The 18,877-nt window shown below is 69.2% G+C and carries 20 protein-coding genes and 1 pseudogene; 11 read left to right on the top strand and 10 right to left on the bottom strand.

The annotated features are described in order from the left end of the window. Window positions 1–149: 149 nt before the first annotated feature. The gene (locus GR130_RS19695) at window positions 150–566 is read left to right on the top strand and encodes an amidohydrolase family protein (RefSeq protein ID WP_201304940.1); all 417 of its coding nucleotides are present in this window, start codon (window positions 150–152) and stop codon (window positions 564–566) included. Window positions 567–569: 3 nt separating this feature from the next. Next, window positions 570–728: pseudogene (locus GR130_RS40700) on the top strand (IS701 family transposase); the annotation flags it as partial. An 880-nt stretch (window positions 729–1,608) separates the two neighbouring features. Here the strand turns inward: GR130_RS40700 and GR130_RS39880 are convergent. From GR130_RS39880 to GR130_RS39870, 3 genes are all read right to left on the bottom strand, one after another. After that, window positions 1,609–1,902, bottom strand: a complete 294-nt coding sequence (locus GR130_RS39880) for a hypothetical protein (RefSeq protein WP_201304939.1) — start codon at window positions 1,900–1,902, stop codon at window positions 1,609–1,611. Continuing rightward, the gene (locus GR130_RS39875; protein WP_201304938.1) at window positions 1,899–2,552 is read right to left on the bottom strand and encodes a hypothetical protein; all 654 of its coding nucleotides are present in this window, start codon (window positions 2,550–2,552) and stop codon (window positions 1,899–1,901) included. Before GR130_RS39875 ends, GR130_RS39880 begins: the two co-directional genes overlap by 4 nt. A 237-nt stretch (window positions 2,553–2,789) precedes the next feature. Further along, a complete protein-coding gene (locus GR130_RS39870; RefSeq protein WP_201304937.1) occupies window positions 2,790–3,191 on the bottom strand; it encodes a hypothetical protein in 402 nt (133 codons plus the stop codon). A 66-nt stretch (window positions 3,192–3,257) separates the two neighbouring features. On the opposite strand from GR130_RS39870, the gene GR130_RS39865 reads away from it, so the two are divergent. Continuing rightward, window positions 3,258–3,485 (top strand): hypothetical protein, encoded by a 228-nt coding sequence (locus GR130_RS39865; RefSeq protein WP_201304936.1) that lies wholly within the window; start codon window positions 3,258–3,260, stop codon window positions 3,483–3,485. Window positions 3,486–4,000: 515 nt separating this feature from the next. After that, window positions 4,001–5,785, top strand: a complete 1,785-nt coding sequence (locus GR130_RS19680; RefSeq protein WP_236573226.1) for a flavin monoamine oxidase family protein — start codon at window positions 4,001–4,003, stop codon at window positions 5,783–5,785. A 181-nt stretch (window positions 5,786–5,966) separates the two neighbouring features. Here GR130_RS19680 and GR130_RS19675 read toward each other — a convergent pair whose 3' ends face one another. Then, on the bottom strand, window positions 5,967–6,974 hold the full coding sequence (locus GR130_RS19675; RefSeq protein ID WP_159505939.1) for an ArsR/SmtB family transcription factor: 1,008 nt from the start codon (window positions 6,972–6,974) through the stop codon (window positions 5,967–5,969). Between the two features lie 302 nt (window positions 6,975–7,276). Between GR130_RS19675 and GR130_RS19670 the strand changes: the two genes are divergently transcribed. Beyond that, window positions 7,277–7,648 (top strand): hypothetical protein, encoded by a 372-nt coding sequence (locus GR130_RS19670; protein WP_159505938.1) that lies wholly within the window; start codon window positions 7,277–7,279, stop codon window positions 7,646–7,648. Window positions 7,649–7,948: 300 nt separating this feature from the next. Here the strand turns inward: GR130_RS19670 and GR130_RS19665 are convergent, their stop codons facing one another. From GR130_RS19665 to GR130_RS19645, 5 genes are all read right to left on the bottom strand, one after another. Further along, on the bottom strand, window positions 7,949–8,614 hold the full coding sequence (locus tag GR130_RS19665; RefSeq protein ID WP_159510094.1) for a nitroreductase: 666 nt from the start codon (window positions 8,612–8,614) through the stop codon (window positions 7,949–7,951). Between the two features lie 310 nt (window positions 8,615–8,924). Continuing rightward, a complete protein-coding gene (locus tag GR130_RS19660) occupies window positions 8,925–9,653 on the bottom strand; it encodes an SDR family oxidoreductase (protein ID WP_159505937.1) in 729 nt (242 codons plus the stop codon). Window positions 9,654–9,822: 169 nt separating this feature from the next. Beyond that, window positions 9,823–10,266 (bottom strand): GlcG/HbpS family heme-binding protein, encoded by a 444-nt coding sequence (locus GR130_RS19655; protein WP_159505936.1) that lies wholly within the window; start codon window positions 10,264–10,266, stop codon window positions 9,823–9,825. 78 nt (window positions 10,267–10,344) lie between these two features. Further along, the gene (locus GR130_RS19650) at window positions 10,345–10,665 is read right to left on the bottom strand and encodes an NIPSNAP family protein (protein WP_159505935.1); all 321 of its coding nucleotides are present in this window, start codon (window positions 10,663–10,665) and stop codon (window positions 10,345–10,347) included. Between the two features lie 179 nt (window positions 10,666–10,844). Beyond that, window positions 10,845–11,798, bottom strand: coding sequence for an NADP-dependent oxidoreductase (locus GR130_RS19645; protein WP_443043768.1), 954 nt, complete (start codon window positions 11,796–11,798; stop codon window positions 10,845–10,847). A 159-nt stretch (window positions 11,799–11,957) separates the two neighbouring features. Between GR130_RS19645 and GR130_RS19640 the strand changes: the two genes are divergently transcribed. The 5 genes from GR130_RS19640 (at window position 11,958) to GR130_RS19620 (ending at window position 17,580) form a co-directional block, all read left to right on the top strand. After that, the gene (locus GR130_RS19640) at window positions 11,958–12,356 is read left to right on the top strand and encodes a winged helix-turn-helix transcriptional regulator (RefSeq protein ID WP_159505933.1); all 399 of its coding nucleotides are present in this window, start codon (window positions 11,958–11,960) and stop codon (window positions 12,354–12,356) included. Window positions 12,357–12,852: 496 nt separating this feature from the next. Further along, entirely contained in the window at window positions 12,853–14,289 is a 1,437-nt protein-coding gene (locus GR130_RS19635; protein ID WP_236573224.1) for a molybdopterin-dependent oxidoreductase, read from the top strand. A gap of 2 nt (window positions 14,290–14,291) precedes the next feature. Continuing rightward, window positions 14,292–14,795 carry a hypothetical protein gene (locus tag GR130_RS19630; RefSeq protein ID WP_159505932.1) on the top strand — a complete coding sequence of 168 codons (504 nt, stop codon included), beginning with the start codon at window positions 14,292–14,294 and terminating at the stop codon, window positions 14,793–14,795. Next, entirely contained in the window at window positions 14,792–15,520 is a 729-nt protein-coding gene (locus GR130_RS19625) for a class I SAM-dependent methyltransferase (RefSeq protein WP_201304935.1), read from the top strand. The genes GR130_RS19630 and GR130_RS19625 overlap by 4 nt, the downstream gene beginning before the upstream one ends. 227 nt (window positions 15,521–15,747) lie before the next feature. After that, window positions 15,748–17,580, top strand: coding sequence for a glycoside hydrolase family 15 protein (locus GR130_RS19620; RefSeq protein WP_159505931.1), 1,833 nt, complete (start codon window positions 15,748–15,750; stop codon window positions 17,578–17,580). A gap of 78 nt (window positions 17,581–17,658) precedes the next feature. Here the strand turns inward: GR130_RS19620 and GR130_RS39860 are convergent, their stop codons facing one another. Further along, window positions 17,659–17,922, bottom strand: a complete 264-nt coding sequence (locus GR130_RS39860; RefSeq protein WP_201304934.1) for a hypothetical protein — start codon at window positions 17,920–17,922, stop codon at window positions 17,659–17,661. 489 nt (window positions 17,923–18,411) lie between these two features. On the opposite strand from GR130_RS39860, the gene GR130_RS19605 reads away from it, so the two are divergent. Next, the gene (locus GR130_RS19605; RefSeq protein ID WP_201304933.1) at window positions 18,412–18,855 is read left to right on the top strand and encodes a hypothetical protein; all 444 of its coding nucleotides are present in this window, start codon (window positions 18,412–18,414) and stop codon (window positions 18,853–18,855) included. Window positions 18,856–18,877 lie beyond the last annotated feature (22 nt).

The raw sequence follows: 18,877 nt of genomic DNA, 5'->3' as shown, positions 1-18,877 counted from the left end.
GGACCACCGGGAAAGAGACCGAATAGGTGAACCCGCATGCTCAGCCGCCAGGGGATGGCTGATGCCGTCGCAGCCAGCGTCGACGGCCTCGAGCATGCCTCCTTCTTCACCGAGGACGGTGTCGAGCCCGACTGGAAACCGTTGGGGCCGTGGTGGAGGCAGGCATCTTCATCGGCGCCACCGAAGCATGGCTGCCGACAGGCTCGATGGTCGCACCACACATGGCCGAGCGCGTGGAGCAACGAAGTGCGAATTTCGCACGGATGCACCGCGAAGGAGCGCGGCTGGTCTGCTGCTCCGACGCCGGTGCCAGCCCCCGCAAACCCCACGGCGTGCTCACGTACGGGATCCTCCACTTCGGCTCTCTCGGCCTCACCAACACCGAAGCCTTGGCTTCGGCCACCTCCCTTGCCGCACAGGCATGCGGGCTGGCCGAGCGCAAAGGAAGGATCGCCGTCGGCTACGACGCCGCCCTCATCGCGGTAGTCGGCAATCCGCTGCAGCATCTGGAGACTCTGCTCGACATCCGGGCCGTGATCCGAGCTGGAACGATATTCCAGGGCTGATCCCCGGTCACCTGCAACGAGATCCAGCGCCTGTTCACGATGCTCATCGCCCAGCCCGTGCATGACGTGGCCCACTGGCTCGATGGGTCCGCCTGGCGACGCCGCCACCAAGCCCGCGCCCAGGCCAGCCATTACCGTCGACAAGCCACGGATCAGACATGAAGATCACGATCTATGGTCGAGTACTAAGTGCCCCAGCGGGTGCGACGGAATTTCTCGCCAGCGGCGAAAACGCACGTCCCACATGGCCGGCGTCCACGCCCGCATGACCGCGCACGGGCATTCCGTGTCGGCCACGAATGAACCGTAGGGCCGACCACTGGCAACGGGGGTCGATACGGCGGGCCACCGGACTGCCCAAGGCAGCGTCAAGGAAGGAATTCGGCAGGTGAGGCTGCAGATGCATCTGGATTCTGCGATGGTGCCGGCTCCTGTCCAGCAGCCTCTTCCGAACGAAATTCCCAGTCTGCTCCGGAACCGTTGACGTGCCCATTGATATTCGACAGCTGCGACACCGCATGGCTGTCATCCCAGTCACGTCATTGAACGTCGGCGTTTATGCCGAGGCTCGGTGCGACGGAGCGCGCTCCGTGGCCTCGGGGACATCCGAGCCCGTGAAGGCCACGGCCTTCGTCTGCTGCGTAACGTCCCCCGCCCTCTGCTGCACTTCGGTCACCGCACCCGCATCCTCACCGCCGCCCTCCCTACGCCGTCGAGAACGGCGAGCCGGAGCACAGCAAGACCGCGTCGAACACCACGCACCAGGGCCATCCCCGAACGCAGAAACCCCCGCCGGAGCCAGCCGACGGGGGTCCCTCACCTCTCACCTGCTATCACACGCGTCTCACCAACAGCGTCGACGCACCTGGACCACAAGGACCTGACCTGCGAAAACGCTCCTGATCTAGATCACCTGGACGGCACAAGACGCTTCCGGCAACCTGTGCCATGTAGTACCGCGGGAAGCTCCCTGCTGGCATCACATACCAAGATCCGGACCAGGTGCGGACCAACTCGGCTTCGCATCGGGCGATTCCGCCCGTTACCGCAGGCCAGAAGCGGGTGAGGACGAGCTGCGGCAGCGGGGCAGGCGCCGGCGCACCGGCCGCCGGGGAACGGTGAAGCCACCGCTGCCGTCGTGGGATCCGGCGACCGGGCCCTTGGCATCACCGGCGCCGAAGAACACGCCGTCGTTGATCCACTGGGACTGGACGAACTCGAACTGCCGCCCCAGGTGGGCTCCGACGAAGGCAATCATCAGGCCGCGGTCGGCTCCGTCGTCCTCCAGAACACCGTCGGACAGCGGCGGGCCGTAGACGGCGCCGCGTCTGATCATGCGGTGCAGACGCACCGCCCCCGCCACCGAGGCGTCCCGGGGGGGGTTGGTCCGGCGGATGTGGCAACCACCGGGGGGAAGAATCCGGTCGCGTCCTCCCGCGCGTACAGGAAGGTGTTGCGCCGGTCAAGGTCCGCGCCGAGGGCGGGGTCGTCGTGCTGCGGGCCGAGGGCGAGCGGAGCTCCGCTGCGCCAGCGGCCCATGATCTTGGCGGCCAGCAGTTCCTCGTCCTGCGGGCCGGTCGCGGCCTGGCGCAGGTAGCGGCGGAACGCGGCGACGTCCTGGTGGAGTTTGCGGAAGACCGCGTAGCTGCCGTTGCGTCCCAGTGCCTCCGGCTGCGGCATCTGGAGGCCGCCGATCCCGTCCCGGTAACCGAGCGCGAACTCGCCTGCCTGCAACGGCGTTTCCAGCCGGTTGGGCCCTGAGATGCCGCTGCCTTCGACGGCCGGGTGGCTGACGCCGTCGCGGTAGCCGAAGTGCTCGGTCTCGGTGGGCAGCGCGTGACAGTCCTGCCGCCAGGTCGCGGTCACCCCGGTGAGCTGGTCGTAGGCGGGACGGGCCCGGTCGATGGCCGCCGCCAACTGCCCGACGTCGGGGGCGACCGCCGTGAGCACCACATGGTCGTCCGGCGTGCCCAGCGGCGCACCCACGACTCCCCCAGCGGGCTGACCGGGTCGGCGACCGACGTCACCACCGCGCTCGCGCGCCGCATCAACTCCCGTCCGTGCGCTCGGTCATCGACGCGGAAGGCCAGGCAGGTCGCCGCGTAAGGGGTCGGCCGGGGACTGAGCACGCCGCGCTGAATGTCGTCGAGTTCCAGTGGTGCGACCGGCGTTTCGCTCACGGACATCACCTCCTTGCCCCGCACTCCGAGCCGGCCTGCGGCGCTACTTGGTGACGAGGTTCCGCCAGAAGTTGCGCAGGCTCTCGTCGCCGCCGAACAGGGAGCTGAAGATCGTGGAGTCCGCGAGCAGGATGTCGCCGGCCCGCTCGCCGTCGGGAGGCATCCACAGGAACATGTTGAACGCCGTGTTGCCGGCTTCGGTGAACGGATGCGGTCTGGAGGTGTCGATCGGCTGCCTGGCCAGGACGCGCACCGTGTCCGGCTCGTCCGTCGTCACGGCGTAGTGCAGCAGGTGCAGGTGGAAGTTGAAGTTGGTCACCCTTTCCAGCCATCCCTTGGCATCCAGGTCCCTGAACGCCACGAACGGGGCGATCTTGTCCTGCTCCCGCACGGCGGGCCGCAGCCCGTAGCGGTTCTCCACCGGGACGCCGAGCGCGCGCATCACGCCCCGGAGGTAGCCGGCGAAGCGCTGCTGCCGGGACCCAGGGGATCGCCGTGATGGTGGTACTCGATGTCCCGCACCGCCAACTCGTCCGACGCCCCCCACGCCGTGGTGGGGACCGAGAACCACGCAGGCGTCCGGTCTGCCGAGGAACGCCCGCAGCGCCTCGACCTCACCCGGCTCCGCCTCCTGGCCGGTGACCATGTGGTCCAGCCCGAAGAGGAACAGGGTGTCGGTGTCGGCCAGGACGCGTTCGTCGAGCGGGGTGCGGAAACCGGCCTGGTCGATGTCCGGTGAGCCGGGGCAGCATTCCCGCCGAGGTGGATCGTGGAGCCACTGGGCGACGACGTCTCCACGCTCACCCGAACCGGCACCTACCAGAAGCGCCTCATGTGGCAGACGGCAGCACGGCCACCGGCGCCAACGTCATCCCACGCCGGTCACCAACAGCGACGACCGCCCCGCGGGCACCCTTGGCCGCGGCGCCGGCGGCTGGACGCGCCGCGCGCCCAGCTGTGTACCCGCCACCGGTCGAGCTATCGGCCGGATCTCGATGTTTGGACTCGGTGCCGAATGTTCCGGCTACCGGCGCCCGTTGGCGACTCAATCGTCAACGCGGTTCCGGCGCCCGCAATAAGGGGGCAATTCGCTTCTTCGGATCCAGGTGCGAAGGCCGCCCGGGCAGCGATGCGGCACTGGTGAGCGAACGAGATGCAGAGTAGCGAAATCGACTCGGTAGTGGGCCAGTTGAGTTCTTGCCGTTGTTCTCGATCGCGCTGACAACCGTGTTGCCGCCCTCGTAACTTCGCCGCGTGACTATTTCTCCGCGCCCCATGGGGCGCCGTGGATTCCTGGGTTCCGCCGCCGCGCTCGGCGGCGGAACGCTGACCGCGGGGGCAGGTTCCACCGCCGTCGCCGGACCCAGGACGGCCGGTCCGGCCGATGCCGTCAGCCATGACCTTGCCCGCAAGGTGCTGCTGGTGGGCGATGACGGTGCAGACCTCAAGCTGCGCTATCTGAACATTCTCATCGACCACGGACTTCCCAAGGCCACCAAGTCCGCGAAGCCCAAGCACATTCTCGTCGTCGGCGCCGGAATCGCCGGAATGGTGTCCGCCCTGCTGCTGAAGGAGGCCGGGCACCGGGTCACCATTGTGGAGGCCAACGGCAATCGGGCCGGCGGCCGCATCAAGACCTTCAAGGGAGTGTTCTCCGACAGGTCGCTGCACGCCGAGGCGGGTGCCATGCGGCTGCCGGACTTCCACCCCATGGTGCTGGCGCTGGCCGACAAACTGCGGCTGAAGCGGCGCCTGTTCTACTACGCCGATGTGGCGCCCGGCGCCCGGCCCAGCGGCAAGGTACCGCCGGTGGTCTACAAGTCGTTCAACGGCCAGACCTGGACCAATGGCGAACCGACCTCCTTCCGTCCGCCGGAAGGCACTTCGCGCACCCTCATCCACGTCAACGGCACCCGGGTCACCCGCGGCGCCTACGCCACATCGCCCGGCACGATCAACCGAACCTTCGGCGCCTCGGCCACCAGCACCATGTCCGCCGCGCTGGACAAGGCGCTGGATGTGGTGACGGTCACCCAACAGGGCTCCATCCAGGCCCAGATCGATGCCTGGGCCAAGGTCATCCATGAATTCGACGACTACTCCACGCACCGGTACCTGGTGGAACGCGCCGGATGGAACCTGGCGGACATCCAGGCGGCAGGCACCCTGGAGAACGTCACCTCGCGGCTGCACTACTCGCTGATTCCCACGCTGATCGACCGGTCGATCATCACGCCGTCCACCAGGTTCTGGGAGCTGGAGGGCGGCACGGCGATGCTGACGGAGGCACTGGCCGCCCGGCTGAAAGGCGTCATCCACTTCAACCGGCGGATGACCAGGCTCACTCAGACCGCGGACGGGGTGCGGATCGAGACCACGGCGGAGTCGGGAACGGAGGAATCCTGCGACGGCGCGCCCGTCCAGCCCCAACAGGTCTTCGAGGGTGACTACGCCCTCGTCACCGCGCCGTTCTCGGCGGTGCGGTTCTGCGAATTCGAGCCCGCGCTCTCGTACCCCAAGCGGCGGGCCATCGCCGAACTCCACTACGACTCGGCCACCAAGGTGCTGCTGGAGTTCAAGAACCGCTTCTGGGAACAGGGCGAGCAGGGGTTCACCGGCGGGGGCTGCGTATCGGACACCCCCAACCGCTTCACCTATTTCCCGTCCGTGGTCGAGGGGAGCCGCGGCGGTGTCGTCCTGGCCTCCTACACCTGGTCCGACGAGGCGATGCGCTGGGATTCGCTGACCGACGGGGAGCGTTACGCCTTCGCCCTGGACAACCTTGCCCGGATGTTCGGGCCCCAGGTCCACAAGGAGTTCACCGGCGTGGGCGCCACCCAGTCCTGGGCACGGGCCCGCTACGCACTCGGCGAAGCGGTCATCTTCACCCCGGGCCAACTGCATGAGCACCACCCGGCCACTCGCACCGTGGAGGGGCGCGTGCACTTCGCCGGGGAGCACACCAGCCTCAAACCAGCCTGGATCGAGGGCGCACTGGAGAGCGCGGTGCGGGCCGGCCTGGAGATCCACCAGCGCTGAACCACGCAACGCGCCTCGGGTAAGGGGCGCGCCACCAGGGACTCGAACCCCGGCCCCGCTGATCAACCCCGCACTTCCGTGACGGCCTGTCGGTTTCGCCGGCAGGCCGTTTCGGCTGTCCAGGCTGGTGATGAGCGCAGCAGCGGCCCCACTGTCGCGTCGGGTGGGCACCGCTGTGGCGTCATGGGGCAGCTCCGCCTCTCACGGGAGGAGGTTGTGGACCAATCCGGCCCCGCGCGGCCGACCGATGGCCATGGGCCTCGGTGGGACCGCCGTTGGCTGCAAGCAGGCCGAGACCGAGGGGCGTGCACCAGTGCCACACGGCTTTCCCGTCGCGTTCGGAAACGATCAGGCCGGCCTGCCGGAGCGTCTTGGTTTGCATGGACGCGGCCGCGGGGGTGACGGACAGTTCGCGGGCGAGGTCGGTGGTGGTGTGTTGTCGGACGAGCAGCCGCAGGGCCCGTGCCCGGGTCGCGCCAACGAGCGGGGTGAGCGGATCGTCACTCGCCCCCGGACCCCTCAGGGGCAGCGGGGTGAGGGCGGGGTAGATCAGCACAAAACGTCCGTCGGGGTACGCCGCGGCCAGCAGGTGGTCGGCCCACAGCAGCGAGGGCTGAAGGATGATGCCCTGTCCGTGCAGGGTGAACTCTTGGTCGCGGGGAGATCGGGCTTCCAGGGTCAGACCGCGCCACCGCAGGGACGGACACAGGCCCGACAGGGTCGCGTGCAGGCCCTGCTGGGCCAGTACCCGGGCACGCCAGGCGATTTCGCTCTGGAAGCCGGCCCGGATGTCGGGCCAGTTCTCGGCGAGGACGCTGGCATGGGCTGAGCGGATCGCCTGGTCGAGGGTCTGCCAGGCATCTCGCTCGCCGGCGGCCAGATTGCGCATCCACGGCGAGAGCGAGCGGTCGATGCCGCACATCCGGTCAAGTTCCGTGCGGGCTGCGGCCCGTGGTGTCGACAGCACCCGCTCCAGCCCCTCGTCGAAAGCGGGACTGGGCGGATCCAGAAAGAAGGGACCGGCGCCCAGCGGGGAGACCAGTTCCAACAGGGCCCTTGCCTGGCATGGCATGCCGCGAGCCGTCCGCCGGCGCCAGGGGCCGAAGACCGGGTGCGCGTCACGGCGCTGCAACATCGAGAACGCCAAGCTGAGTTCCAGCAGGGGTGCCGGCTCTTCGGCGAACGTCACTCGTAACAGATCCTCTGCGGTGCAGTGCACGCGTAACACGTTCTCCCCCTCGGCACCTGACACTTCAGCTGTCGCTGAAAGCATCGCACCGGCCCGGCGCCACCGCGAGCATGGGAGCGCCGAACACACCGCCGCGCACACCGCGGTGGCACGGCGCACCCCGTGCCGGGTACTCCACGCCACGGGGCGGACAGGCGGCCCCACCGCACCCGGGACCGGGCGCCAGGCACTCGACGGGGGAGAGCCTGGCGCCCGGCCCGGCGCCGGAGGGCGCCACGATCCCGCGACCGCCAGGAGGCGACATGATCTCCCGCCCGTACATGCGCACCGCGACATCAGCTGCGACAGGACTGCTTCTCCTCACCGGTCTGGCAGGCACCGCCCAGGCGGACGCCGCGAGCCACGCATCCGTTCGCACGACACCGGCGGCGCTCACCTCCGCCGCGCGAGGCATCAGCTGTCATGTCAACTGGAAGACGTCCACATCCGCCAATGTGTGGTGCGACGGCCACGGGCCTGCGCGGTACGGGGCGAGCATCCTGTGCCGGAAGGGGTCCTTGGACCGCCAGCTGAACTACAACAACGGGCCGTGGCTGGGCGACCGCCGCGGCATCAGCATGTACTGCCCCGGTGGCGGCTTCCGCCGGGTCAACCAGTGGGGCTGGTACGCCTGACGTCCGCCCCCCGGGCGGCGCCGACAGACGCACCCGGGCATTCAGGTAGCCGACGCCGAGATCCGGACCATGCACGGACCAGCTCCCCGCCGACGGCCGTCACGGTCGCCGTATCGGCACGTCAGCGCCGCTACCAGTGCTGTACCACCAGCAGACCAAGAATCTGCTGGTGGTCCTCTGTCTGGCCCACGGCACTCACGAAACGTAGCTGATAGCACCTCAGACGATCTTGTTTTCGAAGGCGCCCTCGTCCCGCTGTACAGACCTTCCCTGGGGAGTGATCGTCACGCAGTCGCAGATCTACCCATCGACGAACGTGACGGTCTCGCCAAGCGGCGCCCGGGCCGTACGGGCGTAACCCGCTGTGACGTCCTCGAATCCGATCGACATGCCGCAGAAGAGGATGAGATCGTCCGGGGGTGACAGGACCTCTGCGACCGTCCTGCGATACACCGACCACGCCATCTGCGGGCAGCTGTGCAGCCCTTCGGCGCGTAGCAGCAGCATGATGGTCTGCAGGTACATGCCGATGTCGGACCATTGAGGTCGGCCCATGTCTCGGTCGATGTAGCAGAACAGGGCGGCGGGCGCGCCGAAACAGTCCCAGTTCGCGGCGGCGGCCCGCTGGCGCGCCTCCCAGTCGTCGCGCGCAATACCAAGTGCACTGTAGCGCTCATGGCCGAAGGCGGAGCGGCGCTCATGGTACGGAGACTTCAGTGAGGGCGGGTACATCTCGTACTCCCGCTCGTCCCAGGGGTCGCCTGCGGCCACGCGCTCGCCGGCGCGCCTCTTGAGCTCGGCCAGCGGCCCACCGGTCACCACGTAGGCGCGCCACGGCTGGAGGTTCGATCCGGACGGCGCCCAAGCTGCGGCGGACAGCGCCCGCTCCAGCACCTGCCTCGGGACGGGCCGGTCGGTGAACGCGCGCACCGCTCGTCGGCTAGTGACCGCCTCATAGACATCCAAGATCATGTACCTCCCTCACTGCCCCACCTGTCCACTCATTGACGATCCGGGACCGCTAGGCCACCGGCACCGGCGCAGACGGCGCCATGCCAGCGGTCGACCGTCGCGACGTCCGCGGGCCCTTCCCACCCCGAGAGCCGTGGGCCGTCTATCCCGGCGGTACCGAATGGGTGCATGCGGGTCCCCTGCCCTCAACCTGACCGGGGATCGGAGGACCGCAGCCGGACCCGGTCCGGCTCAGGCCGCCGCATCCGGCGGGCGCAACGAATGGACTACCGGGCTGGGACAGGTCACGCAGGAGGCGGGGATGTCAGGAGAGCCAGTCGGTGTAGCGGGTAGCGGCGAGGTGGGCGTCCTTGTCGGTGAGGACGTCGCCCTTGACGACGGCGAACATGCCAGCGGTGGGGTCGGTCACGACGGTGCGGTTGTCGCCCTTGTGGGACAGGGTGATCCGGCCCAGCTCGTCCAGGGTGAAGACCTCGGGGCCGGCGATGTTGCGGATGCCGTTCAGCGGGGCGCCGGCGGCGATCTCCGAGACCGCGGCGGCCACGTCCTTGGAGGCGATGGGCTGGATGGGCGTGGCGGGCAGCCGGACGGTGTCGGCGTCGGCGGTCCAGGACAGGACCGCGTCCATGAAGTCCATGAACTGCGTGGCCCGCACGATCGAGTAGGGGATCGGCCCGGCCGCGAGGATCTTCTCCTGGAGCGCCTTGGCACGGTAGTAGTCCAGTTCCGGCACCTGGTCCGTGCCGACGATCGAGAGGATGACGAAGTGGCCGACGCCGCCCTTGCGGGCCGCAGCCAGGAGGTTGTCCATCGAGGTCCGGAAGAAGGCAAGGGAGGCTTCGTCGAAGGTCGGGGAGTTCGTCAGGTTGACGACGACGTCGGCTCCCGCCACCGCCTCGCCCAGTCCCTGTCCGCTGATGATGTCGACTCCGGTGGACTTCGAGTGCGGTACCGCCTCGTGTCCGGCGGCATTCAGGTTCTTGACGACCTGCGACCCGATCAGTCCGGTTCCACCGATGACTGCGATCTTCATGACATGCCTTTCGTCAGGATTACGTGCGCAATATGGCATATGAACCGCTGAGTGGGTGCAGCATGAAACGGGTCGTTGATCGACCAAGGGGGATGGCGTCAGAGACCGTCGACGAACGTGATCGTCTCGTCGAGCGGCGCCCGGCCCCGCGCCGCACGAGATGACTGTTTCAGGCCGGGATTGCGAATCCCAGCAAGCTGAGTGCGGTTTCTGCGGCCTGCTGGTCCTGCTCGTAGCTGCCGCCTGAGATGCCGAGACCGCCGATGACCTTGCCGTCCTCGATCACCGGGTAGCCGCCGCCGACGGCCATCAGCCTGGGGTGGTGGGCGAGAGGGGCTACCTGGGGGTTGGCCATGTAGGAGTTCCAGACGTGGGTGGCGATGCCGTAGGAGGCTGCCGTCCACGCCTTGTCGACGGCCACCTCGGCAGCCAGGAACGGTGCGTGGTCGGCGCGCTCGAACGCCTTCAGGTGGCCGCCGGCGTCCGTGACCGCGACGGCCACCTCGAATCCGATCTCCTCGGCGGCCGTGCGCACCGCTTCGATGAGCGCGGTGGCGGCGGAGCGCGTGATCGATGGTGCGGGCAGGGATTTCGCTTGCGTTGCGGTATTCATCAGAGCCTTCTCTGGTGAGGGGGATGCTTGTTGGGATGAGTGCCGGATCTGCGGTGGGGTGCGGGGTGGGTTCTGGTGTCAGCGGAGCGCGGAGAGTGCTGTCGGGACGGCGCGGGTGATCACGGACTTCTCCGGGATCAGCAGCTCCTGGACGACCGGGCGGATCTCGTCTCGCCAGCGGTCGCTCTCGTAGACGGCGGCATACAGTTCCTCGCGTCGCGCCTCGTCGTCGAACCGGCGGATCCAGAGGTAACCGTCCGGGTCCTCCTCGTCGATGAAGGACGCGGTGACCGTCATCCCCTTCGCCGCCTGGAACGGGATGACGACTTCCTCCATGTAGCGGACCCATTCGTCCCGCTGCCCGGGCCGGGTCTGGTAGCGCCGAAGCTCGTAGAACATGGCGAACTTCCTCACATCGTGGGATCGGTGGTGCTCGGTGGCCGGTCTTTGCGGCTGCGTGTGGTGCACCCTGACTGTGTCTGTCCTGCGACCAGGTCGGTGCGGTGGTCAGGGAGCCGTGCCGGAGGTGTACCGGTCGCCAGCTGCGGCCAAGTGGCGTGGGCGGCGGATGAACCGGGTCAGGAGGCGACGCGCAGCACGAGCTTGCCGCGGGTGCGGTCGCTCTCACCGCGGCTGTGGGCCCGGGCGACCTGCTCCAGCGGATAGACCTCCTCGACCTCCACGCGCACCTCGCCGGCGTCGACGAGTTGGGCGATGCGGGTCAGGGCCGGGCTGTCGGGTTCGACCAGGAAGGGGCTGGTGCGCAGCCCGCGGGACTGGGCCGCGTGGAGGAGTTCGGGCGAGACGCCTGCGGGGATCGCGACGATCAGTCCGCCAGGGCGCAGCACGTCGAGCGAGCGGATGCTGGTGTTGTCGTGTGCGTCGCCGACGAGGTCGAGGACCACGTCGATGTCCTTGACGGCGTTCTCGAAGCGGACGGTGGTGTAGTCGACGAGTTCATCGGCGCCCAGTGCGGTGAGCCGGTCGTGGCGGGGGCTGCTGGCGGTGCCGGTGACATGGGCGCCCAAGTGCTTGGCGAACTGGACGGCGAAGTGTCCGACGCCTCCGGCGGCGGCGTGGATCAGCACGCGCTGGCCCGGCCGAACGTCAGCGGTGTCCACCAGGGCCTGCCAGGCGGTGAGCGCTGCCAGCGGTACGGCAGCGGCCTGCTCGTGACTGATGCTCGCCGGCTTGCGGGCGAACTGGCGGGTGGGGGCGGTGACGTACTCGGCGTAGCCGCCGGCCGCGCGGGGGAACCACGGCATCCCGTAGACCTCGTCGCCTGCCTTGAGGGTGGTCACGCCGAAGCCGACCTCCTCCACGACGCCGGAGACGTCCCATCCCAGAGTAAACGGCGGCTCGCCGAGCACCCCGGCCATGGCGCCGCCGCCCCGGGTCTTCCAGTCGACCGGGTTGATCCCGGCGGCGTGCACCCGCACCAGGACCTCGGTCGGAAGCGGCACGGGCCGGGGCACCTCCTCCACCCGCAGGACGTCCGGGCCGCCGAAGGCATGCTGCACCACCGCGCGCATCGAGGACATGAGTCAACTCCCTTGAGCATGAGCCAAATACGCCGGAAGGCCACTTATCGGCCCCCGGTTCAGTGGAATTGACCGTAGCCCCAGGGAGGTAGTTACCATCAAGGGAACCTACTTCCCAATGGGAAGCATGCTGTTGAGGAGCGTTCCCACGTGACCACCGACTGCCACACCGGGCAGCACGCCCACCACGACGTCTACGCGGCCCAGTGCCCCTGCCGCTCCATGCTGGACCTGCTGGCCAACAAGTGGTCAGCCCTGGCCATCGGAGCCCTGGAAGACGGCCCACAGCGTTTTGGCGCTCTGCAACGCCTCCTGCAAGGGGTAAGTCCCAAGGTGCTCACCCAGACCCTGCGACGCCTGGAAGACGCCGGGCTCGTCGACCGCACCGTCTATCCCGCCGTCCCCCTGCACGTGGAGTACTCCCTGACAGCGCTCGGCCACAGCGCAGCCGTGCCGCTGGGGCTCCTGCGGACCTGGGTCGAGGAGAACATCGACAACGCCACAAGCGTGCCGGGACACCAGGAAACGGGACCGGCGCCGGCGAAGTAGCCATCGGACGGGCCGCCGGGGTCAGTCAGGTGTCGGTGGCCCAGTGGAGCCCGAACACCGTGCCGCGCTGCTCGTTCGCGATGCCATCGAACAGCAGGGCGTTGCGAGGTGCGCAGCACAGGCCCGTGCCGAGGGGCGGAGGAGATACGCGCGAAAGGGACCACACTTCGTGACGCTCGGGTGAGAAGGGCACATCTCATTGACATCGCGCCGTCGACGTCCACAAGCAAGTAGGGCACCCTCTGCGGACGGTGACGGAGTACGAAATCGCGAACAGTGCGTACCGCTTATCGCGCCTGGGGAGACGGTCAGGTTGCACCGTTCGGCTGGTGGTGTGCGCCCACAGGAGTGTGAGCGTGGGCCGTGATCACGATAGGCGCGTGTAATCGACTGCGGCAGTGACATTTTTTGGTTGTTCCACCGGATCTGCATGGGCAGTTGCTGTGCGGCTGATCACTCCTCTTGGGGAGTGCGCCTGAGAGGGAGGAGACGGTTGATGGACAGTGGCGGACGGCCGTCAGCTTCCGGCTTCTCCGGGGGACCGGAGCGCCCCGAGCAGGATGAGGGGCACGCGCGGCGGCGTATGGGGCGGATCGGCGCTGCTGCGGCGGCCCGTGCCGCAACGGCCGCCGCTCATGGCCGGGCCGTCGCGCGGCGGATCAGACAGACGCCCCCGCCGCCGGGGCCCTTCCGCCCCGAGTTCTGGCGCAGTCCCCTCCGCGGTCCCTGGCTGACGTCGGTGTTCGGCCTGATGCTGCTGATCGGCATCCCGCTGTTGTTCGTGACCGGACTTCTGTCCTACGCCTCCTACAACCCGGGACTGAGCCCCCTCAACGACAAGACCCCCGACAAGGGCGTGCTGGGTTTCTACCTCTTCTCCTGGCCCACGCACCCCTACTGGCTGTACCGGCTGACCCAGGGTGTCCACGTCACGCTGGGTGTGGTCCTTGTGCCGGTGCTGCTGGCCAAGTTGTGGTCGGTGATCCCCAAGCTGTTCGAGTGGCTGCCAGTGCGCTCCGTCGCCCACGGGCTGGAGCGGCTGTCTTTGCTGATGCTGGTCGGCGGGGTCATCTTCGAGTTCGTCACCGGCATCCTCAACATCCAGCTCTACTACGTCTTTCCTGGCTCGTTCTATCGTCTGCACTTCTATGGCGCCTGGGTGTTCATCGCCGCCTTCGTCGTTCACGTATGCCTCAAACTCGGCCGGATGACGAGTGCCCTGCGCTCTCGCAGCCTGAGTGCCGAACTGCGCACCGACCTGGCCCACACCCGGCCGGAGCCCCCGGACCGCGACGGCTTCGTGGCGGCCGCGCCCGCCCCGGCGACGATGACCCGCCGCGGCGCGGTGGGCATGGTGGGTGCGGGGTCGCTGCTTCTCCTCGTCGTGACGGCCGGACAGAGCATCGGCGGCTGGCTGCGCGGCACCGCGCTCCTCGCACCGCACAACCGTGACCCGGGCAGCGGCCCGAACAGCTTCCAGGTCAACAAGACGGCGGCGGCCGTCGGTGTCACCCCCGCAGCCGTTGGCCCCTCCTGGCGGCTGGAGATCCGCGGCCACGGACCGGCACGGGTCTTCACCCGCGAGCAGCTTCTGACGATGCCCCAGCACGCCGCCGCACTGCCGATCGCCTGCGTGGAGGGGTGGTCCACCGATGACCAGCACTGGAGCGGCCTGCGGCTGGCCGACCTCGCCGCCCTGGCCGGCATGCCCGACGCCGGAAGCGTCCTGGTCGAATCCCTCCAGCCCGCCGGCTCGTTCATCAAGGTGGTGCTGCGGGGCAACCAGATCCACGACCCCCGAGCCCTGCTCGCGCTGCGCGTCAACGGGGCGCCCCTCTCCCTCGACCACGGCTATCCGGCCCGCGTCATCGTCCCGGCCAACCCGGGTGTGAACAACACCAAGTGGGTGCACCGGCTCACCTTCAGGACGTGACCATGGCACGCTTCGTCCGCTGGTACGGCTCCGGGCCCCTGCACCTTCTCGTCCTGATCTGCTCTTTCGCCCTCACCGGCTACGCCCTGGTGCGTCTGTTCGCTGTGGGGCCGCTCGGGGTGGCGATCTGGTTCGTGGGCGCGGCGATCCTCCACGACCTGATCCTGCTGCCGCTGTACTCGCTCGCCGACCTGACGGCCCACTCCGTACTGCGGCACCGCCCTGCTCGCGTACCGCAGGTGCTGTGGATCAACTACCTGCGCGTACCCACGTTCTTTTCCGGTGTGCTGCTGCTCGTGTGGTTCCCCCTCATCCTCGATCTGGCGGTCCCCTACCAAGGCGCCGCCCGGTTGCCCGAGGGCGTCTACCTCGGCCGATGGTTGGCGATCACAGGTGTGCTGTTCGGCGCGTCCGCGCTGGCCCTCGCCGTCAAACTGGGCCGCATCCGGCGAGCCGCCCGCGCCGACGAGGAACGGCCCCCACCCGGCCACGGCGCCAAGCCGTGACGACCGAGGAGAACCCGCCGGCCTCCAGACACGAGGACCCCTACGCACTGGCCCTGCAAAGCGATCGCGCGCCGGTCTATCTGCGGTTGGCGGACGGGCGCCGGACCCGGCTGCCGGTGCACCGCTGGTGCGCGCAGCCCACCAGGGCCGACCGGACCCTGATGGAGCGCTGTGTCGGCCCCGTGCTCGACGTCGGCTGCGGACCGGGCCGACTGTGCAGGGCACTCCTGCGCCAAGGCGTCTTCGCCTTCGGTATCGACGTCGCACCCCACGCGGTCGCCCGGACCATCGCCCTCGGCGGGACCGCACAGTGCCGGTCGGTCTTCGACCCGCTTCCCGGCGAGGGAGACTGGCAGACCCTCCTGCTCGCCGACGGGAACATCGGCATCGGCGGCGACCCGCATGCCCTGGTACGCCGCTGCGCCCACCTCATCTCCCCGATGGGTGTCCTGCTCGTCGAGGTCGATGACAACGACGTAGAGGAACGCTGCACGGCCTGGTTCGAAGACACCCACGGCCACCGCGGCCCGCCATTCCCTTGGGCGCGGCTGGGAGCGCCGGCGCTCCGCCGCATCACCGTCGACCTCGGCCTCAGCGTCACCGACCAGTGGAAGAGCGGCCCCCGCAGCTTCCTCGCCCTCGGCCACCCGGGCTCATCCCCGGGCGGGCGCGCCCGACGCGGGCAGAGCGATGCCGTGACGAGGACACCAACCGCGTGGCGGTGACGAGGCGAGCCGGTGGCAGGGCCGGGCCGCGCCACCCTGCCAGGGCAACCGCCGGCGGCGGGACATGCGCTCCGCAGACCGTGCTGCTTGAGTGAGGTGAACCCGACGCGCAGGGAGGCTGTGATGGACGACCCACCGGTTCCCGCAGCGACCCGCGTCGAGGGCGCCTACCCCGGTCGTCCAGGCCCGGCCGCGTCGCCAGGCCGGAACTGGATGGGCCGTGGCCGGTGAGCACGCGACCGATCGGTGACCACGCCCTGCTGTCCGACTGCCGCTCGGCAGCCTTGGTCACCTCCGACGGCTCGGTGGACTGGCTGTGCCTTCCCCGCTTCGACAGCCCGGCGATCTTCGCCCGCCTCCTCGACGAGAACGCCGGCCACTGGTCCATCCGCCCCGCCGGACCCGCCGACGTCAGCCGCCGCTACACCGAGCAGACCCTTGTACTGGAGACGACCTTCCGCACGACCGGAGGAACAGCCGTCCTGCGCGACGCGCTCGCCCTGGGACGGCGTGAACGCGGACACGCACTCGGCACGGCCTCCCCCGGAACCCTCCTACGGCAGATCACCTGCACCGAAGGACAGGTGCCCGTCGAGATCGCCTATGCGCCGCGCCCGGAGTTCGGACTCGTCCACCCGCTCCTGGCACCCGTCCGGGGCGGGCTCGCCGCCTACGGGGGCGCCCACGTACTACTGCTGTCGAGCCCCGTCGACCTTGCGGTGAGCGGTTCCACCGCGCACGGCCGGATCACGCTGCGGGCACCGGACCGCCTCGGATTCGCCCTGCACATCGGGCCTGCCTGGGGAAGCGAGCCCGCGCCCTGGGGGCCGCGACGCATCCGCCGACGTCTCAACGACACCGCCGAGGGCTGGCGTTCGTGGTCCCGGCTCCACCGCGGCTACGTCGGGCCCTGGCAGGACGAGGTGAGCCACAGCGGACGCGTGCTCCGCGCCCTGACCTTCGCTCCTACAGGAGCCATCATCGCCGCGGCCACCACCTCCTTGCCCGAACGCCCGGGCGGGACACGCAACTGGGACTACCGCTACACCTGGGTCCGCGACGCCAGCTTCACCCTGCAGGCACTGGCCACCGCCGCCTGCGAGAAGGAGAAGGACAAGTTCTTCGACTTCCTCGCCCGGGCGGCGGCAACCCAGCTCCAACGGGGCGTAGACCTGCAGATCATGTACGGCATCGGCGGCGAACGCGACCTGAGCGAGCGAGTCCTGCCTCACCTGGCCGGCTGGCGCAACAGCACCCCCGTGCGCACCGGCAACGACGCATGGCGCCAACGCCAACTCGACGTCTACGGCGAACTCCTCGACGCGGCCCACCAGACCCTCCCGCCCGGCGGGAGCCTCGACCCGCCCACCCGGGACTTCCTGCTCCAAGCGGCCGAGACGGCCGCGAGCCGCTGGACCGAACCCGACCAGGGCATCTGGGAGAGACGCGGGCCGAGCAGGCACTTCCTGCACTCGAAACTGATGTGCTGGGTAGCCCTGGACCGCGCGATCGCCATGGCCCCCGCCCTTCGGGCCGACGCACACGTACCCCACTGGCGCAGCGAGCGTGACCGGATCCGCCAAGCCATCGAACAACGAGGATGGAACCCCCGGCTGAGCGCCTTCACCCAGGCATTCGAAAGCGACGACCTGGATGCCTCCTCACTCATGCTCCCCATCGTCGGCTTCCTGCCCCCGCACGACCCCCGCGTCCAGTCCACCGTGCTGGCGATCGCCACTCACCTCACCGACCCGGGCGGCCTGGTCCGCCGCTACCGCGGCGACGAGATCGAGGAAGAGGAGGGAACCTTCCTGCTGTGCACCTTCTGGCTCGCCCACGCCCTCGCCCTGACCGGCCACACCACCCGCGCACGGCAAGTGCTCCAAACCGCCGTCGCGCACGCCAACGATGTCGGCCTGCTGGCCGAGGAGACCGACTCCAGCACAGGAGAGGCCCTCGGCAACTTCCCCCAAGCCTTCAGCCACATCGGGCTCATCAACGCCGCCCGAGCCATCCGCGACGCCGAGCGCGAACCCGCAACACGAGGAACCGGACACTAACCCCAGCACGAAGCAGCGCATGGTGGACGGGTGAGTGCGGGAGCGGCTGGGGCTGGTGCGTGCTCCGAACCGGGCTCGTCACGGACACGGCGCACGGGTCAACCGGGCGATGACCTGCTCGGTCTTCGCCCGGCCGGTGAAGGCGGTGTAGGCGGGTATCTCCGCGACCTCCGCGTCAGACATCAGCTCGCCGGTATGGGGATCGACGATCGCCCTGGGATAGCGAATCCACTGCCATGCGCCCTCCGGGATGGTTGCGATGGCCCATTCGATCGAGGGGTTCATGCCGCAGGTAAGAGAAGTGAGCTCCGGCCCGGTCATTCGCTCCTCCATCACCCGCACGGCCGCAGCCTCCGCTCGCGCCATCCGCGCACTGGCCGAGAACGAGAGGGCGCACCCCCCGAGATCCGGCGGGTTCTCGTAGCGCGCCTCCCCAGCCGCCCCACCCCGGCAATCACTGCCGTCACCCGGGCGATTACTTCGACCGCCTGACCCGTCGCCGAAGCCCGCCGGCGGCCTACACCCTCATGTGTTCCGCGGCACGACCAGGAGCCCTACCCGGAAACACCTCGATGCTGCCCTGACAAGTCCCCCGGTGACTTCACTGTTCGTGGATGCAGCCAGCTCGACCTCCGACAACGGTTGATCGAGCCAACCGGGTGGGTGTGGCAGGGCCACCTTCTCTGCGGTGCCTGCCCCTACGTTGGTAGGCATGCACACGAAACGGCTGAGTGAGTTCCTGCGGGCCCGGCGCGCACTGGTGCGCCCCGAGGACCACGGGATGCCTGCGGGGACGCGCCGTACTCCCGGTCTGCGTACTCCCGGGCGGGCTTGGAGCGCCCACTCCCACCGACGGTGCACGGTGACGGCGACCACGGCTTCGTCGCCCGCCTGGTCGGCATGGCTCGCAAGCACGGCGCCTCCGGCTACATCCGCGACGGCGCCAACCGCTGGCCCGCCGTGCACCGGCTCGACGCCGCGCGCCTCTTCCGACTCGCGGTAGAGGGCGCCCCGACGGGATCGGTCCTGCACGGCGTCGCGGAGGAAGGCGTGCCGACCCGCGCCATCGCCGAGGCGATCGGCCGGGGCCTCGGCCAGCCGGCCGTGTCCATGGCTCCCGCCCCGGCCGAGGAGCACTTCGGGTGGCTCGCCCTCCTCTTCGGCCTCGACATGCAGGCGTCCAGCACCCGTACTCAGGAGCTGCTCGGGTGGCAGCCGACGCACCAGGGCCTCATCGCGGACCTGGACGAGGGCCACTACTTCAGCAGAAGCTGATCGGGCCCGAATCGCAGACCTG

Source organism: Streptomyces sp. GS7, from assembly GCF_009834125.1.
Classification (GTDB): domain Bacteria; phylum Actinomycetota; class Actinomycetes; order Streptomycetales; family Streptomycetaceae; genus Streptomyces.
This window is presented reverse-complemented; position numbering and strand designations above follow the sequence as displayed.

Bases quoted from the DNA above. Each gene is read 5' to 3' on its own strand.
- GR130_RS39880 (WP_201304939.1), bottom strand. From the start codon at position 1,902: ATGATCAGACGCGGCGCCGTCTACGGCCCGCCGCTGTCCGACGGTGTT.
- GR130_RS39865 (WP_201304936.1), top strand. From the start codon at position 3,258: ATGTCCCGCACCGCCAACTCGTCCGACGCCCCCCACGCCGTGGTGGGG.
- GR130_RS19670 (WP_159505938.1), top strand. From the start codon at position 7,277: ATGATCTCCCGCCCGTACATGCGCACCGCGACATCAGCTGCGACAGGA.
- GR130_RS19660 (WP_159505937.1), bottom strand. From the start codon at position 9,653: ATGAAGATCGCAGTCATCGGTGGAACCGGACTGATCGGGTCGCAGGTC.
- GR130_RS19655 (WP_159505936.1), bottom strand. From the start codon at position 10,266: ATGAATACCGCAACGCAAGCGAAATCCCTGCCCGCACCATCGATCACG.
- GR130_RS19650 (WP_159505935.1), bottom strand. From the start codon at position 10,665: ATGTTCTACGAGCTTCGGCGCTACCAGACCCGGCCCGGGCAGCGGGAC.
- GR130_RS19645 (WP_443043768.1), bottom strand. From the start codon at position 11,798: ATGCGCGCGGTGGTGCAGCATGCCTTCGGCGGCCCGGACGTCCTGCGG.
- GR130_RS19635 (WP_236573224.1), top strand. From the start codon at position 12,853: ATGGACAGTGGCGGACGGCCGTCAGCTTCCGGCTTCTCCGGGGGACCG.
- GR130_RS19630 (WP_159505932.1), top strand. From the start codon at position 14,292: ATGGCACGCTTCGTCCGCTGGTACGGCTCCGGGCCCCTGCACCTTCTC.